Raw genomic sequence first — 15,543 nt, forward strand, 5'->3', positions numbered from 1 at the left:
GAAGAAGGTAAAGTAACGAAGTTTTATAAGAGGTGAAAAAAATGGACTATTCGTTATTTATAAATACAAGCTTAGATGGTGGAATGTTAGGGGAGTTGTTTTATAAGCTATTGAGTCAAGTTCTGAAAGAATCCCCGACATTTAATAAGTATCAGCATAGGTATGGATATCGATATATAAATATAGGATGTGAATACTTTCTTTTGACAATAACCCTTGATGACGACGACATGACTGATACTTTAGAGTGTAGTAAAGAAGATTTTGGTATTGAATCAAGCTGGGTAATTAGTGTGCAATTTGTCTCAAGGAATTTTGGCTTAGGTTGGTTGAAATTTCTTGAGGTTATTGGAAAGTTCCTGCGAGAAGTTGAGGGTGAAATGCTGCTTTTGGACGATGGGTCAAGCCCTATCATGAAAAGAGCTGGCGGTACTCTATTCGTAAGCGATGATTTGGATGCACATCAATCAAGTTTTATAACAAATGAAAATCTTAAGAGTCTTAATTATCCATATCTATATGGAAGTATGAGGTGAAATCAAACAATCAACTACCGAATTTAGGGAACCTATATTGTAATGGAATATCCATTTTACCGGAGTGATGGTATGGTCGCATTGAATATAAATAAAACCATGTTTAAGAAACACCTGTTGCAAACCTTGAATGAAATTTCCATATGTCAAAATATTACGATCGACGAAACGTGTAAGTTCATAGTTGTGCCTAAAATGGAGCATGGAAAAAGGCTTAATTCTACCGATGATTCTCTACATCGTTGGATGTTAAATGATTAAAACTTAAGTGGGAGAGAATTTGACTTAGAAACCGTTATTGATATGCTCGGGTGTAAAATTCCATTTTGCCCCGTTTGGATTAATGTAGTACACCCTGTAGCTCAATTAAAACGCTGATTAAATTTGGACTGGGAGAGGGATGTGTTGGAGTGAGTGATAGGAATGAGGCCGATGGCAACGGAGCAGATCCGACTAACCGCCGGCAGAAGAACCAGAGTCCCTGGAAGGAGCCCTGTAACTGGTCAGATCCTTAGGGGGTGAGGCGGTGGCAGATCCAATGAAAACACGACCAATATCTCTATTTGTAGTCGTCGATGGAAAAGAGATTAAGTTCTGGAGAGAGAGCTGAGGAAAACTGCAATAATAATTTATTTCTAAATTTATCCTTGTAAATATTTATAAAAAAAGAGGATTATATAAATGAATGTAGTATATTACATATATAACCTATTTTAGGAAGGAGATATTAAATTATGAAAAAGCTTCTGAAGTCTGTTATGTTGGCTACTGTTGTTTCAGCGTTAGTTCTCTCTTCGCAAGCAATTGCAGCTCCTACGAGTGAAAGGGGGGGGGAAGAACTGATGCGGGAAACCAACAAGATTCTAAGAGAATCAGGGGCACTAACTCAGAAAGATCGCTTAGAGGAGTTAAAAAAACTTGGATGGGAAGTTCAAACTTCGGAGGGTAATGACTCAATTTCACCGCAAAGCCTTCCTGGTGATGGGAAGGTTACTAACTACTTCATGAGAAACCCTGATAAACCTGGGACATATTTAGTTGAAGTACTCTGGGACTATACTGGTACAAATAATACTTGGGATACTACATCAGGATCGGCGTACGACTTTTTAGGTATAGCTATTACAGATGAAAACGGTAGATCGGTTAATGCTCAAGGAACAAACGGTGGCATCGTGATGCAAGATAAAGATTACACCAAATATACTAACGGTGCTTCTCTTTATAGTTATCAGAATTCAGGTGCAACTTATACTTTTGCTGACAACTACGCATATGGGCAAGGTATGCATGGCTATGCATGGTTTTATATAACTAAACCAACCAGTGGAAAATCTTATTATATGAAGTCGCAATGGGTCCACACTTGGAATACTTTAAGTGCAACTTTAACAAGTCTTACTTTAAGCTACCCTTTTAGTTTGAATGCAACATTTACAAGAACTCCATCACAATGGGGTGTCTCCGATCAGGATTCTGTTGTTTTTAATTAACAACTTTTACTGAAGATATCAATCAATAAAGAGACGCCCTTATATTGCCAAATTGGCAAAATAAGGGCATCTCTTCAAGCAGTTTATTTTTTTACAGATTTATAAATTATCATTACTGTCGAATAAATAACCAGTATTAATCCTGTAATATTCAAGGCGTGTAAAATGTATAGTTCAATGTTTGAAAAGAAAAAACCGAAGAACATTTTAAACAAAAATAAAGGTTCTAATGTTGGGGAAAGATTTAACAATAAATATCCTGTTACCAATAAAACCATAGGCCCTACGTATTTTTCCAAAAAAAAACCTCCAATATCATATTGATTTCATTTATTTATTAAAATTAGAAAAATATGATCTTAATTACATATTATATTTTTTTCTGTTTTAGTCAAGTTTTAGGCACTTACCTCGGAACGGATCCGGAAGAACAGAACCGTCGGTAACTTTCGTTTGAAGGATCTGGCGCGGCAGCCGACAGAGAAAGACCAGTTGAAAGGAAGAAGCTCTGCAGTAGGTCAGATTCTGAGGGGCTGAGGCTAATGGGCACGGAGCGAATCGTGCGAGCGGCGGTAGCGAACGGAGAAGCCATGGCGGTAGCCAGCAGAAAACCAAAGGAAGACCAGGGAGGGAACACATTTTTAATAAAGTGCTAAGCGCCTGCTCCAATTCATCAAGTGGAACCGCTTGTCTTTTACTAGTGTCCTATCAGACGACCTTGATCTTGTTTGTTCGCGTAAGATAGCTCCGTGACGCTTATTTTTGTTTCTGCAGCTAAGATATGCCTGGATGGCAGAAGATAGATCCTTGTACTCAGAGGCTCGAAATTACTCCATGGTGATGTTCCGGGGAGAAGTTGTTCAGGATGAAATAAAGACGCTCGGAACGATGGTAACGGCGGCGGAGTATCCTGAAAAAGCGCAGATTACCCGTGTGTTTTTTACTCTGTGAAGTGTGGCCATACAACTGGTTCGATCTCAAGTCCAGCGCAGAGAGTAAGTGCTTAACTCCTCTTTTGTGTGTATAGGTGCCCGCAAACACGTTTCGGAGTGCTGCTGAACCTAACTTTTACCGCGATAAGGTTGAAGAGAAAGTGGGCCAAACTCATCACCGCAGATCACCTTACCGTCTTTTGGAGAACTGTTGTATAGGGCTTCGATTCGTTTTTTACTTTCAAATTCAGTATCATCGGACTGCTTCCATGTCTTAGTGTTCTGGTAGGTAATCTTGGCTTCGTCCAGAATCACACGGATGGTTTCAATGGGGATCGATAGGCATTCTCCTTCTGCTCTACTACTTCTTTCAGCTTTAGATAGAGACCAATTCGTAAACTGATAGCTCAGCGTGCGAGGAGGAATCTGTGCCAGTTCAACAATTCGAGAACACTGTTTTTCCGTAAACGTTCGAGGTTAACCTCCTACATAATTAGGTTTAAGCGAGGCTATCCCTTCTTGATTGAAGCGGTGGATCGTTTTAACGATTATGCTCCTGGGAAATATCATAAAGCTGACTTATTCTAAGGCATCTTCATTTTCTGAGCAGAGGCAAGGATAAGGAAATTCCGCCGAACCTGGACAGGATCAGCTCTTTTTCGTTGCAAACTACGATATCTAATGGGGCACCAGAGCGGTTCCGGAGGTATACCTAATGGATTTTTCATTAAACATGGGTTTTGATTTGCCTAAAGAAGGATTGGGGAAGTTGCTCTACAATATGATGTTCGAGGTATTATTTGTAGAATTAATCGATTATGAGGCGGAAGTATGGAATCACTCTTATGGTCAAGAAGTAAGTGTCGGGTGCACCTATTTTTCAATGGGCATTGATTTAGAAGATGAGGATGATTATATGGAGCGTTATCGGCAGGCCAATCTCGAGGCGTATGGGGTGGATACGAATGTTTTTATTAGTATTCAATTTAAATCGTACATCTTTGAGATCGGATGGGTAAAATTTCTTGAAGTCATTGAAAAGCTGTTGCGCTTAAACAATCTGGATTTGCTTGTTTTGGACGACACCTCGTATCCTTTATTCAAAAGAGTTCAAAGGCGTTTGCTGATTAATAGTCATTTAGATTATCGGACATGGTTGATGGCAAAGGAAAATCTGGCGCTGCTGAATTATCCTTATGAAGAAGAGGCTTTCTAGAGAGGGTGAGTAATATCCATTCGCAAAATGGACTCGGCATGTTCCTCACGGGGAGGACCACTGACGACCATCTTCCTTCAATGACCCCATCCCGCTTTCCCCGTTGTTTATTCACCTATACAAAAAACCAGCCTAAGCTGGTTTAATCTCTACCTGGCAGCATCGGGGTTAGAACGACTCTCCCTGTTCTCCGATACTACACATAAAGCTGCACATCCTTCTGCGCTTCATTGACGGGAATATACGTGAAGTGTCTGAAAATATCCCCAGGGTGCGTAACGATCAACGGGCCCCACGAAGGGTTGGCGTCATGCATCAATTTCAGCAGGGTAACCATCCGTTGGAAGACGATTTCCGGATTTGCATTCTTGGATAGAGCTTCTGTAACGGCGGCCGCAACGACATGCGCCGCATAGAAACCATCTCTGTATAGAGCCGGAAGCGGCGTGCCCGTGGTTTGTAATAAAGGGCGCAAAGCAAGGATGATTTGTTCATCCCGGTCTCTCCAGTTCTGGATCTGGCTGAGGCTGGTATGCTCCAAGCTTCTCAGCTTGGCTTTCATGATCGTTTCCGCCACAATCCGGGCCGATTCCCTGGCTGCGTTCGCGTCGACAGCGCGATTTTCGAGGCGAATCGAAGCAAGGTCTTTGTCGGTTTCCGCAAGAATCACGCGCTGCCACTCCTGGGCTCCGGAGAATTCCAAGAGGCCGGTCGCGAAGGCTCCCAAATACCCCCTTAGAATGTCGGCGGGGTGGGAATCATTGGCCGGGCCTATGTTTCTAAGCGCGGCATTTCCCGTGAACGCGGCATTCATCCCTCGAAAATAGCCGATCAAACCGATGGCGGCCGCGGGTCCCACATTTAATACGCCGAGCACGTCCGAAGCGGTTTCGTCGATCCGGGACGCCCAATAATCAGGCAGATTATGACCGACATTGGCCCGGTTTAGTTCGGTCCAAACCGTTTGCGAAAGTTCCTCAAGCAAACCGATATCCGCATGAAGAATGTCGTGGCCGCATACCTCATGAGGCAGGCTGGACCAGGAGAGGACCCCGGCATTCGCATGAATGGGCGGCAGGCTGACGATAGCGGCTTGCAGGTCGAAAACCGAGGTAGCGTCGATCGGCCAGGTGTAGGGGCCGCTTTCCGGGCTTCCCCATTTCACAAGCGCCGGAATAACGCTTAAGTCCGGCGGCTTCACGCCTACACGGTCGGCGGCGCTCAGGAATCCGTCGTACAGGTCGCTTACGACCTCTTGAAAAGCATCCGTGGCCAGCGGCAAGTAACCCTCGCCGTGCTGGAGAATGGATTGGGCGATGTCCAACATCAATCGGGCGCTGGAATTCCGTTCGGGATCACGAATCAGAATCTCTACGAAGCCCCGCGGTCCCAGCTCGTCCAATTTTCTCAGGAAGGGCTTGACCACCGTTTCCTGATAAAGCTTGGGCAGCTTGTCCTTGACCGCTTCCAATCGGCCCCGAAGCTCGTGAAAGTCGGTTGGCGGCTCAGGGGACTGGAGAGGGGTCAAAACCGCTCTTCTGACATCTTCGATGCAAACGGCCAAATTGGAAATGTCCACCGTATTTACGGCGATCCGGTTCGTCACATTTTTATTGAATAACTCTTGCAAACCAATACCTCCTTGGGGTTCATTGGGATTCGGAAGTATTTTTTGCCAAGGGGCTTTACAATATGCGTTTTACAAAATGGTTACCGTCGTTGTTGTGGGTGATAGAATAGGCAGCAGGGTTAGCGAGCGCCATCATCCGGTCGAAAGAAAAAGCGGGCTCATACTGCCGGATCAACAGCGCCATCGAAATCCGGTGCGTAATCAGAAGAAACCCTTCATTGAGATTAAGCAATTCATGCGTCAGTTCAAGCACCCTTGAGGCCACTTCCCGGTTCGATTCCCCGTTAGGGAACCGCAAATCCACATTTTCATCGTGCTTCCGCAGTTCGTCCAGCAGTACGCTTCCATCCTCAGGGGCGCTGCCCAAATTGCGTTCCACCAATCGCGGGTCGGCTTTCATTTCTTTTTCCAATCTTCGTGCCAAAAGAACCGCGGTTTGTCCCGCACGCAAGTAAGGGCTGGTAACAATCCGGCTAAAATCGGTGAAACCTTGTTGAATCAGCAAATCTACCAAGCGCTCCACTTGTTCAATTCCTTTAAGCGTCAAGGGAGCTTCGGGTTCATTGCCGGAGGCTTGACCATGGCGAATCACATAGAAGGTTTGAGACACGGGCGACACTCCTTCTGCAGGAAAGTAACTTTCTCTAAAAATCGTAGTATGTACAATTGGATAAACGCGTATCCGGAGGTTGAGGGAGGTGGAGAAATTATGGAAAACAGCCCCCGATATGTTTGTAAATCAGCAAGAGAATCCCTTATTGAAAAATTAGGGTTACCTGAGCCTGATGAGTTTTGTCAGGATTGGGAATACGTTGTTGCGAACTCATCCCGTTTAGAAGAGTTTCTTGCATTTTATGGAAAAGGTTCACTGAATAGTGAAGAAAAATTTGCTCTTATGGTGATTATCGTATCTTCATTTAATGATCACCTTAGTGAATATGATTTTGATATTGTGATCTGGAACAGAATCAGGCATCTTCTTGAAGAAGATATGCAAATCCATGTGAATACCATTTTATATTGGTCGCTGGAGGGGGAAGATTTGGAGGATTGTTTTCCAATTACTCGTTACATGAGGGAAATAGAGATTAGTCCCTCTCGTGATTGATGGGATAGAGCGAATTTGTGAGCAGACTAATAGCCTGGGAGGCCCGGATGGTGGAAAATAAGGCAAAAAGCGATACGAACGGAGTTGTTGTCTGTGCCAACCCATCCATCGATCGGTGTTATTCTCGCCCAAATTGGAACGCCGTCCATGCCGGAAGCGAAGGCGGTGCGTTCTTATTTGCGGCGATTTTTGTCGGACCGGAGAATCATTGACCGGAGTCCCTGGCTGTGGCAGCCGATCCTCCAGGGAATTATCCTTCGGACGCGGCCCCGAAAGTCGGCCCGATTGTACCGACAAATTTGGACCGAGGAAGGGTCTCCGTTATTGGTGAACTCTTTTCGTCAACAATCCGCTTTACAGGAGAGATTGGGTCCGAAGTTTCAAGTGGAGCTGGGACTGGCGTACAGTGACCATAGCATAGAAAAGGCCATGCAGCGCTTGGAGCAAGCGGGAATCGGCCGCGTTCTCGTTGTCCCGCTGTTTCCCCAATATTCTTCAACAACAACGGCTTCCGTCTATGATCAGGCCTGTTTTGCCGCGCTTGGCCGTGCCAGTTCCAAGGCGCCGGCCCTCAAGCGGCATGTTCCGGCGCTCCGGTTTGTGGAGCCCTATTACAAGGACCCGGGATATATCTCTGCGATGAAGGCGCACTTGCTCCGCCATATGGAGCGGTTGAATCGGGAGCCGGATCGGGTGGTGCTGTCTTTTCACGGGATTCCCAAACGGTATGTGGACACCGGAGATCCTTACCCTGAACATTGCATGGAGACGGCGCGGCTGCTCGCTGAAGCTATGGGCTGGCGGGAGGACCAGTGGCAGGTAGCGTTTCAATCCCGATTTGGCCCGGAGGAGTGGGTTGGACCTTCCACGGATGATGTGATCGGGAGTTTGGCGAAACACGGAGTCGCCCATCTCCTGATCTTTGCCCCCGGTTTTGCGGCCGATTGTCTGGAGACGCTGCATGAGCTGGATATCGAAGGACGGGATCACTTTTGTGCTTCCGGCGGGCGGGCTGAGCAGTTTCATTATGCCCCCTGCCTGAATGATCAGCCGGAATGGCTGGATTTCTTGGCAGGGCTGGTTGAGCGGAATGCCGGGGGCTGGGGATGACCTGAAATTTCCGCGAATCTAGCGGCTGCACTTTTTTCGAAAAGTACGACTGCTTCCCACGCACCGCCCCCGTCAGCGGAGTTAGTCGGTATGGGCAATAGCGCTGATTTCGACTAACTGCTCGGGAAACGCCAGGGAGGATACACCGATGAGACTGCCGGCTGGCCGATGTTGTCCCATGTATTCCTTAAACAGCCCGATGACCGGCTCGGCATGCACTTCCGCGTTGGTCAGATAAACTTCCACATAGGCGAGGTTCGATCTGGTTACACCGAATTCCCTCAATACGCGGTCGAGATTCTCCAGGGTTTGCCGCGTTTGCGCCTCGATATCGCCCTCGCCAATGAAGGCCCCCTTCATGTCGTGGGCAAATTGCCCCGAAATGTAGACCGTTCCGTTGACGCTGTAACCTTGGGAGATGCCGTGATCCCAAAGATCGTGATTGTACATTTTTACTTGAGCCATGTTGTTCTCTCCTTTTATCTGAAAGTAAGGTCAGTATAAAAGGAGAGGACGGCAAAAAGAAGTACGCACTTTTTTGATAGCTACTGTCAGAAAGGATAGTGCAGAAGCGGAGTAAGGTTGACGCTATAGGGTTTCTGGAGGGATATTAGGATGAAAAAAATGACGGTGTTGTTTATTTTGCTGATCGATGCGATAAGTTCATTCCAGGTTGCGGCGGCAGAAATGGCGGCCAGTGAGATGGAAGTGATTGTGAACGGCAACTTTGTGCGGATGGAGGTTCCTCCCGCCGTTATCGACAACTATACATACCTGCCGATCCGGGCGCTGTCATCTTTGGGATTATCTTATAGGTGGGAGCCCGGCTCCAAGACGGCTGTGGTTCAAAACAAGGCAGGGGACGAATTAAAAATTACCGTGGATCAGAAAACAGCCACAAAGAACGGGAAGTCGCTCGGCATGGAGACGCCTGCCCGAAGTCAAGCAGGACGCGTGCTGGTTCCCGCCCGATTTGTAACGGAGGCGCTGGGCTATCGGGTTCAGTATGAATCCATTCGCAGCTTTGTTTTTATCACATCCCCGGATTACCAGACGGATCGCCGTCTGTTGGAGCAGAATGATTTGCAGATTGCGCGCGCAACAGCGATTTCGCTGCCGATTACCACCCCTTTTAAGCCTCTTGCGGCTAAGACATATAAAGATCATGCCTACTTTTTTCCGGGCGGAAGGGCCGATGTTTATGCGTTTTACGATGGATATACGACCTCTGTGATAGAGATTAAAGATGGCAAGGCCATTCTGGCGGGTCAATGGATTCAATCCCCTCAAGGCAATGAATATTTGGGGACAGCAGGTACGGTGTTTCTGTTGAGTGACCCTGCTTTGGAGCCTTTAATTCAGACAGGGGTGAAGTTTTCCAGAACAGGGAACGGGATTACCACAGATTATTGGCAAGAAGGGAGAAAAGAAGGCACCTTTACTAGCCCTTACAAGGTATATTCCGATTTCATTCAACGCGTCCCGGAGAATCTATGAATGAGGACTAAGGACCTCCCCAGTCGACGTGCCGCCAAGTGCACTAACAAGAAGCTGTCCCAAAAGAAAACTTTGGAACACCCTCACCAACAAAATAGGATGTTATCGTAAAAACCAAAGAGCTAAGTGGTCTGTTTTCCCTTAGCTCTTTGGCTTTTGGCGTCTATGGCTGTTTTCTTAAAGTGCCACCGCCGGAGTCTACACATTAACGGGAAAATCTCCCGTTAATGTACCGCTCTTGGCTCTTGGATCGGATTTAGCTGGAAAAGCTCCATCTATTTCGCGGCCCAATTGCGTATATACACAATTTCAGGCGAATTAACGGGAGGTTTTCCAGCTAAATCGCCTCTGCAGCCGCATGCGCACCAAATTAACGGGAAGAATTCCCGTTAATTTGAACCAAACAATTAATGTGCATCCAATCATACTTTTGAGGAGCACTTTGGCGACGTTATTCCCACAGAACAAATATATGGAAGCATGGAAGAGCTGATTGATATCGTGAATAAAAGCGTGAAGGAAGGGAAGAATCTCCTTCCTGAGTATTACGGTTACTAAAGATATTAACGGACTTCTGACAAAAAAATAGACCGCCCACAGGAAGGTACGGTCTATTTCTGTTCCAGCGTTTAACCTCAACCTGCTTTGCCGAGCAAGAAGCTGGCGATCAGAATGACGAAGACGACTGCTGTGATCAGGACAAAACGGTAGTCTTTTTCCGCCCAAAACACAAACAGCGATACGAAAACGCGGAACACCGGGGTCAGGATGAGCAGCAGCAGTCCGGCCTGGATCACTGCGGCCGCCTTTAGGGCGAACAGCCCTGTCATGATGTCCCCAAAATCGGTAGGGAAGGTATCTTCCGGGTAACCGCTGTCCCCAGTCACCAGGAATAGCAGCAGGCCGGTGATGATCACCGCGGCTGCCAAAAGGACGCCGATTCGCAGCATTTTGCTAATGATGATTTCAACTTCAAAGGCGCGTTTCTTTTCCGCCGGATGGCCTTCGTTCATGTTAACCCCTCCATCCCTGATAGATCATTTGGCACGCGATATAGATCATCACCGGAATGAACAGCTTGCGTATTGTTTTGCTTTTCATCCGCTGCATGATGCGCGACCCGACGGTTGCCCCGACGAGAACGCCCAGCGCTACCGGGGCCGAGATAATCGGAATGATGTCGCCGCGCAGCAAATAAATGCCCGCGCTGGCCGCCGCCGTAACCCCCATCATAAAATTGCTGGTGGCCGTGGATACTTTCAGCGGCATTTTCATGAACACGTCCATCGCCATCACCTTAAAGCTGCCGCTGCCGATGCCCAGTAAGCCTGAAACGACGCCCGCACCGTACATGACCCCGAAGCCTTCATAGACCCGGTCGACATTGTAGGCTACCTGCTTGCCCACCGCCTTGTCGTAATACTCTCCCTGCAGCCCCAGCTTCTCCGCGACGGGGTGAAGCCTGACGTTCGCCGGGATTTCCTCCTTGCCCTTTTTGATCATGGCGTAAGCCGAATAAAGCAAGAGCACCGCGAAGATGAAAAATAAAAACCGCGGCGCGATCAGCGCCCCGAGAAAAGCCCCCGTAATCGCCCCGACGGTCGTGGCGATTTCCAGAAACATGCCGACCCGCAAATTCGTGATCCGGTCGCGCAAATACGCCACGGCCGAACCGCTGGACGTGGCGATCACGGATATGACGCTTGCCCCAATCGCATGATTAATGTCGACGCCAAACAGCAGAGTGAGCGCAGGCGTAACGATAATACCCCCGCCCAGACCTAGAATCGAGCCCACGATCCCCGCCAATATGGCGATCAGAAAAATTTCAATGACGGTCGTTGTCAAAACTGCATCCCCTTTGCTGGTCATTCTTCACGACGCTATGTAAAAGTGCCGCAATACATCCTGTTCCTTTCGTCAGTTTCCAAGTATAGCACTTTGTATTTGGGACTTCATCCTTAAGTTTCGGAAAATCCTGCCGATTTGTTGACGAAATGCTTCCCCATGAGGTTAGAAGCCCAGGTTGGCAGAATACTTTGAAAAAATATACAATTTATTTCTAATGTATAATTTTTATACATTAGAAATAAATTGTATATATAATTTGTTATATATTGACATTATCCTGGGATTGAACCAGAGTTTGGTGTTGTGTTGAAAATCCTGTTAAAGCAAGGGAGGCACTAGGATGGGAAGTTTTGTGAAAGACCCGAAGGCGATCATGAGATTCAATAACCGACCGAAAACATTTTATGATGCGGAGGTTCTTACGGTTTATTGGGAGACCCGGCGTGAGATCATTGAACGGATCCTTCCGGCGCCGCTCAAAGCGGCCAGTAGGCCGCTGGTTCATGCTTTTGTCGCACATTATCCCAGAACCAGCTTCTCGCTTCCTTACAGCGAAGCGGCATTATTCGTACTGGCGGACTATCATGGGGAGGTCGGCACCTATTGCTTGTCCATGCCCATCAGCGATGACGTGGCCATGGGGCTGGGAAGAGAGATTTGCGGCTTTCCCAAGAAGATCGCGGATATAGAGATGAAGAAGGACGGAAATCTTGTGGAAGGAACGGTAAGGCGGCATGGGATCGACTTTTTTCGGGTGAGAGCCCATTTGAACGGGAAGATGAATGCGGAAGACGGACAGAAGGTTATCGATGAATACTATGGCCATGATTTGGCGGTCTTCAATATTAAATACTCCCAAGCTATAGACGGCAGTGGATTCGATTTAAAGCCAACGCTTGTAAAACAGAATACAACGATGGACGTTCGTGTGCTTCGAAAAGGGGAAGTCGAAATCAGCATGCAGGATTCGCCGCACGATCCGTGGGCGGAGTTGGAAGTCGTAAATTTGCTGGGGGGTGTATACACGGTCAGCGATACGGTTCTCTTAAAAGGGACGATGCTGGAGCAACTGAAGCCCGATGAATTTCTGCCATATTCGTATCTGAGATGGGATTGGTGGGAGGATACTCCCGCAGAAGGAGGAGATGGACGATATGGAGAATCCGTTTGATTTAACCGGCAAAGTTGCCGTGGTTACAGGCGGTTCCGGCGGAATTGGCTTTGAAATCGCCAGAGTTTTTGCTGTCCAGGGGGCCGACGTGGCGCTGCTTGATAAGAAGGCGGATCATCTGGAAGCCCAGGCCGGGAAAATCCGGGATTGCGGAAGAAAGGCGATTTCTGTCCCCTGCGATGTGACGAAGGAAGAGGAGGTCAGGGAGGCCGTTAACAGGGTGTTGGATACATTTTCAAAAATAGACATTCTCGTGAACAACGCGGGCGTTGCGGGGGCCGGGTCGGTCGATCAATTGGAGGAATCGGAATGGGACGCCGTGGTCGATCCGAACCTGAAGGGCATCTATCTCATGTCCAAGCATGTCGTCAAGTATATGAAGCAAAGAAAATACGGGAAGATCATTAACATGGCTTCCGTTTGCGGGCTTGTAGGGAGTAAAGCCGTGCCCCTTCACGCCTATTCGGCGTCCAAGGGAGCGGTGGTCAATTTAACGAGAGCCATGGGAGCTTCCTACGCACAGGACGGCATCACCGTGAATGCGATCGGTCCAAGCCTGTTCAGAACGGAAATGACGGAAGCCGCATTATACAAAGGCGATTTTTTGAAAATGTACAATAATCTATGCCCCATGGGAAGACCCGGAAATCCCGAAGAATTGAATGGGGCGGCCCTATATTTTGCCTCGGATGCTTCCAGCTATACGACAGGCCAAACTTTATTTGTGGATGGCGGCTGGTCGGCCGTTTAATTCGTACGCAAACGCACCTTTTCTCATAAGATGTGGTATGAGAGGAGGTGACGTATGAGAAACATTCCCGTAAAGGGTTATTTGATGGATCAGCATGATAACGATTCAAAGCATTCGCATAAGTTGTTCATTACGTCTTGGGACGGTCGGCCGGTTCATACCCATCCGTTCAAGGGCGTGACTTCCTTCGATGTCGGTCATGATCACCACTACGCCGGGGTTACAGAACCCGCTCCCAATGGTGTGCCGCATGTTCATGGTTATTTTGCGGTTACCTCGTTTAACGATGGGCATGAGCATATCATTCGAGGAAGGACCGGACCGGCTATTCCTTTGCCGAATGGAGGCCATGTCCACCACTTTGAGGGCCATACCACGGTGAATGGGCGTATCCCCCATGTCCATGCCTACAGAGGAACGACTGGTAACGAATCCTGATGAAGGAGCTTGGGTAGATCAAAAAAAGCCGGTTTCCGCTCTTGGAAATGGGCTTTTTTGATTTGGTGTGATAAACATCACCGTAAATAATGTTCAAATTTAAAATAATAGAAGTACCTATAATAATACTAGAGAAAGTCTATTGTGAAGGAGGCATGAGAACATGGCAATCCGCCGTGGCCCCGTGGCACAAGATTATATTATTGAGCGTGTGACGGATTTGTTCCCGTGCAGGGTGTTGTGGAGCGAAGGACGTCCGTGCTTGGAGTATGGCAGTACGGAGGAGCTGGAGAAGATCGGTGAATACGTAAATGGAACCTTTGGCGTAGAGCTGCTGGATGTGTTTTTTACTACCGTGGAAAGTCTTCCGCCGGATCTTTAACTCTGGTCCATATCATCTGCCGCTTGACGATACCGGGGAGCATCCAACAAAAAGCAGTGACTCTGACACTTCGGAGTCACTGCTTTTTGTTGCTGAAGGCAAAAAAATCAATGCCCGATTTTCGGCGGAACGATGTCTCCGGACACGTTATAATCGGAATTGTTACTCGTGAAGGTGCTTCAACCTTCAAAACCGCATAAAAAAGGAGGAGCAGGATGATACCGGCCGACAAGAAACAAGTGTATTATCAGGCGCTTATCGATAAAAAGTCGGAGTATGAAGGGATTTTTTATGTCGGGGTGAAGACAACCGGGGTATTTTGCCGACCTACATGCCCGGCGCGAAAGCCTAAATTTGAAAACTGCGAATTTTATGAGACGGCCAAGGAAGCTCTGCTGGCCTCATTCCGCCCCTGTCAACGCTGCCGCCCCTTGTCTCATCCAAACCATGTCTCGGAGCTTGTCCGCAAATTAGTCGAAGCGGTAGAAGAGAACCCGGAACATCGCTGGAAAGAAGAAGATTTTCGCAGATTATCCGTGGATGCGTCAACGGCTCGCAGGCAGTTCAAGAAAAGATTCGGAATGACGTTTGTTGAATATGCGAGAGCCCGGCGCATGGGCATCGCCTTAAAGCAGATCCGGTCCGGCAGCGCGGTTATCGATGCGCAGTTGTCCACGGGGTATGAATCGGGCAGCGGGTTTAGGGACGCGTTTTCGCGGATTATGGGAGCCGCGCCTGCCCAACTGGGCGAGCAGCAGATTTTGAAGGCCTCGTGGTTGGATACGCGCCTGGGTCCAATGGTCGCCATCGCCGACGAACAAGCCCTATATTTGCTCGAATTCGTGGACCGCAGAGGACTGGAGCGCGAGATAGAGCGCTTGAGAAAACGCACAAAAGCCGCAATCATTCCGGGCAGCACACCGCCGATCGCTTCGATCGAAAGGGAGCTGACGGATTATTTCGCAGGCTGTCTAACGGAATTCAAAACTCCGGTGAAACTGCTGGGCTCGTCTTTTCAGCAAGAGGTGTGGGAACAACTGCGCAAAATTCCGCCGGGTCAGACGGCTTCGTATGCCGGCCTGGCCGCGGCGATGGGAAAGCCAAGTGCTTATCGCGCCGTAGCCCAAGCCAATGGAGCCAACCAGTTGGCGATCATGATTCCATGTCACCGCGTGATCAACTCGAACGGCGATTTGGGCGGTTATGGGGGAGGCCTATCCCGGAAACAATGGCTGCTTGACCATGAGAAGGGTGGGGGGGTGGCGGAGAAATTCATACATACGCCACAAACAAAATAGGGGATGCGGAGGAGTTGGTTTTGGAGACCAAGAATATGTTTAATATCTTCTTATTTGGAAGTGAGTTGATATCCATGAACGATATCATGGTCGGTATTTTATGGAGACAGTTTGAACCAGCGTTGAAAAT

Annotated in this window: 18 protein-coding genes; 12 read left to right on the forward strand and 6 right to left on the reverse strand. The window is 47.9% G+C overall.

The genetic code is table 11. The annotated features are described in order from the left end of the window. The first annotated feature begins 41 nt into the window (after positions 1-41). From V4U88_RS15475 to V4U88_RS15485, 3 genes are all read left to right on the forward strand, one after another. The gene (locus V4U88_RS15475) at positions 42-536 is read left to right on the forward strand and encodes a hypothetical protein (protein ID WP_334074148.1); all 495 of its coding nucleotides are present in this window, start codon (positions 42-44) and stop codon (positions 534-536) included. Between the two features lie 734 nt (positions 537-1,270). Further along, a complete protein-coding gene (locus V4U88_RS15480) occupies positions 1,271-2,029 on the forward strand; it encodes a hypothetical protein (RefSeq protein WP_334074149.1) in 759 nt (252 codons plus the stop codon). Positions 2,030-2,836: 807 nt separating this feature from the next. After that, positions 2,837-2,980 carry a hypothetical protein gene (locus V4U88_RS15485; RefSeq protein WP_334074150.1) on the forward strand — a complete coding sequence of 48 codons (144 nt, stop codon included), beginning with the start codon at positions 2,837-2,839 and terminating at the stop codon, positions 2,978-2,980. Between the two features lie 110 nt (positions 2,981-3,090). On the opposite strand, the gene V4U88_RS15490 is transcribed toward V4U88_RS15485, so the two are convergent. Next, a complete protein-coding gene (locus tag V4U88_RS15490; protein WP_334074151.1) occupies positions 3,091-3,276 on the reverse strand; it encodes a hypothetical protein in 186 nt (61 codons plus the stop codon). A gap of 400 nt (positions 3,277-3,676) precedes the next feature. Here V4U88_RS15490 and V4U88_RS15495 point away from each other — a divergent pair, with 400 nt between their 5' ends. Further along, on the forward strand, positions 3,677-4,177 hold the full coding sequence (locus V4U88_RS15495; protein WP_334074152.1) for a hypothetical protein: 501 nt from the start codon (positions 3,677-3,679) through the stop codon (positions 4,175-4,177). A gap of 196 nt (positions 4,178-4,373) precedes the next feature. Here the strand turns inward: V4U88_RS15495 and V4U88_RS15500 are convergent, their stop codons facing one another. Beyond that, complete coding sequence (locus V4U88_RS15500) at positions 4,374-5,807, reverse strand: hypothetical protein (RefSeq protein ID WP_334074153.1); 1,434 nt, start codon at positions 5,805-5,807, stop codon at positions 4,374-4,376. Positions 5,808-5,862: 55 nt separating this feature from the next. Further along, positions 5,863-6,417 (reverse strand): histidine phosphatase family protein, encoded by a 555-nt coding sequence (locus V4U88_RS15505; protein WP_334074154.1) that lies wholly within the window; start codon positions 6,415-6,417, stop codon positions 5,863-5,865. A 48-nt stretch (positions 6,418-6,465) separates the two neighbouring features. Here V4U88_RS15505 and V4U88_RS15510 point away from each other — a divergent pair, with 48 nt between their 5' ends. Next, on the forward strand, positions 6,466-6,915 hold the full coding sequence (locus V4U88_RS15510) for a hypothetical protein (protein ID WP_334074155.1): 450 nt from the start codon (positions 6,466-6,468) through the stop codon (positions 6,913-6,915). A gap of 93 nt (positions 6,916-7,008) precedes the next feature. Further along, the gene (hemH, locus tag V4U88_RS15515; protein ID WP_334074156.1) at positions 7,009-8,025 is read left to right on the forward strand and encodes a ferrochelatase; all 1,017 of its coding nucleotides are present in this window, start codon (positions 7,009-7,011) and stop codon (positions 8,023-8,025) included. An 81-nt stretch (positions 8,026-8,106) separates the two neighbouring features. Here the strand turns inward: hemH and V4U88_RS15520 are convergent, their stop codons facing one another. Next, a complete protein-coding gene (locus V4U88_RS15520; RefSeq protein ID WP_334074157.1) occupies positions 8,107-8,490 on the reverse strand; it encodes a RidA family protein in 384 nt (127 codons plus the stop codon). A 150-nt stretch (positions 8,491-8,640) separates the two neighbouring features. On the opposite strand from V4U88_RS15520, the gene V4U88_RS15525 reads away from it, so the two are divergent. Then, positions 8,641-9,522 (forward strand): copper amine oxidase N-terminal domain-containing protein, encoded by an 882-nt coding sequence (locus V4U88_RS15525; protein ID WP_334074158.1) that lies wholly within the window; start codon positions 8,641-8,643, stop codon positions 9,520-9,522. A 635-nt stretch (positions 9,523-10,157) separates the two neighbouring features. Here V4U88_RS15525 and V4U88_RS15530 read toward each other — a convergent pair. Together V4U88_RS15530 and V4U88_RS15535 are read right to left on the reverse strand one after the other, a co-directional pair. Further along, positions 10,158-10,535: a DUF1634 domain-containing protein gene (locus V4U88_RS15530; RefSeq protein WP_334074159.1), complete on the reverse strand. Its 378-nt coding sequence runs from the start codon at positions 10,533-10,535 to the stop codon at positions 10,158-10,160. A gap of 1 nt (position 10,536) precedes the next feature. Further along, a complete protein-coding gene (locus tag V4U88_RS15535; protein ID WP_334074160.1) occupies positions 10,537-11,370 on the reverse strand; it encodes a sulfite exporter TauE/SafE family protein in 834 nt (277 codons plus the stop codon). Between the two features lie 343 nt (positions 11,371-11,713). Here V4U88_RS15535 and V4U88_RS15540 point away from each other — a divergent pair, with 343 nt between their 5' ends. The 5 genes from V4U88_RS15540 (at position 11,714) to V4U88_RS15560 (ending at position 15,413) form a co-directional block, all read left to right on the forward strand. Next, the gene (locus tag V4U88_RS15540; protein WP_334074161.1) at positions 11,714-12,544 is read left to right on the forward strand and encodes an acetoacetate decarboxylase family protein; all 831 of its coding nucleotides are present in this window, start codon (positions 11,714-11,716) and stop codon (positions 12,542-12,544) included. Next, positions 12,528-13,295 (forward strand): SDR family NAD(P)-dependent oxidoreductase, encoded by a 768-nt coding sequence (locus V4U88_RS15545; RefSeq protein ID WP_334074162.1) that lies wholly within the window; start codon positions 12,528-12,530, stop codon positions 13,293-13,295. The genes V4U88_RS15540 and V4U88_RS15545 overlap by 17 nt, the downstream gene beginning before the upstream one ends. 54 nt (positions 13,296-13,349) lie before the next feature. Continuing rightward, positions 13,350-13,733, forward strand: coding sequence for a YmaF family protein (locus tag V4U88_RS15550; protein WP_334074163.1), 384 nt, complete (start codon positions 13,350-13,352; stop codon positions 13,731-13,733). Positions 13,734-13,896: 163 nt separating this feature from the next. After that, entirely contained in the window at positions 13,897-14,115 is a 219-nt protein-coding gene (locus tag V4U88_RS15555; protein ID WP_334074164.1) for a hypothetical protein, read from the forward strand. Positions 14,116-14,330: 215 nt separating this feature from the next. Beyond that, on the forward strand, positions 14,331-15,413 hold the full coding sequence (locus V4U88_RS15560; protein WP_334074165.1) for a bifunctional transcriptional activator/DNA repair enzyme AdaA: 1,083 nt from the start codon (positions 14,331-14,333) through the stop codon (positions 15,411-15,413). Positions 15,414-15,543 lie beyond the last annotated feature (130 nt).

Source organism: Paenibacillus sp. A14, assembly GCF_036864815.1.
Classification (GTDB): Bacteria; Bacillota; Bacilli; order Paenibacillales; family Paenibacillaceae; genus Fontibacillus; species Fontibacillus sanfengchensis.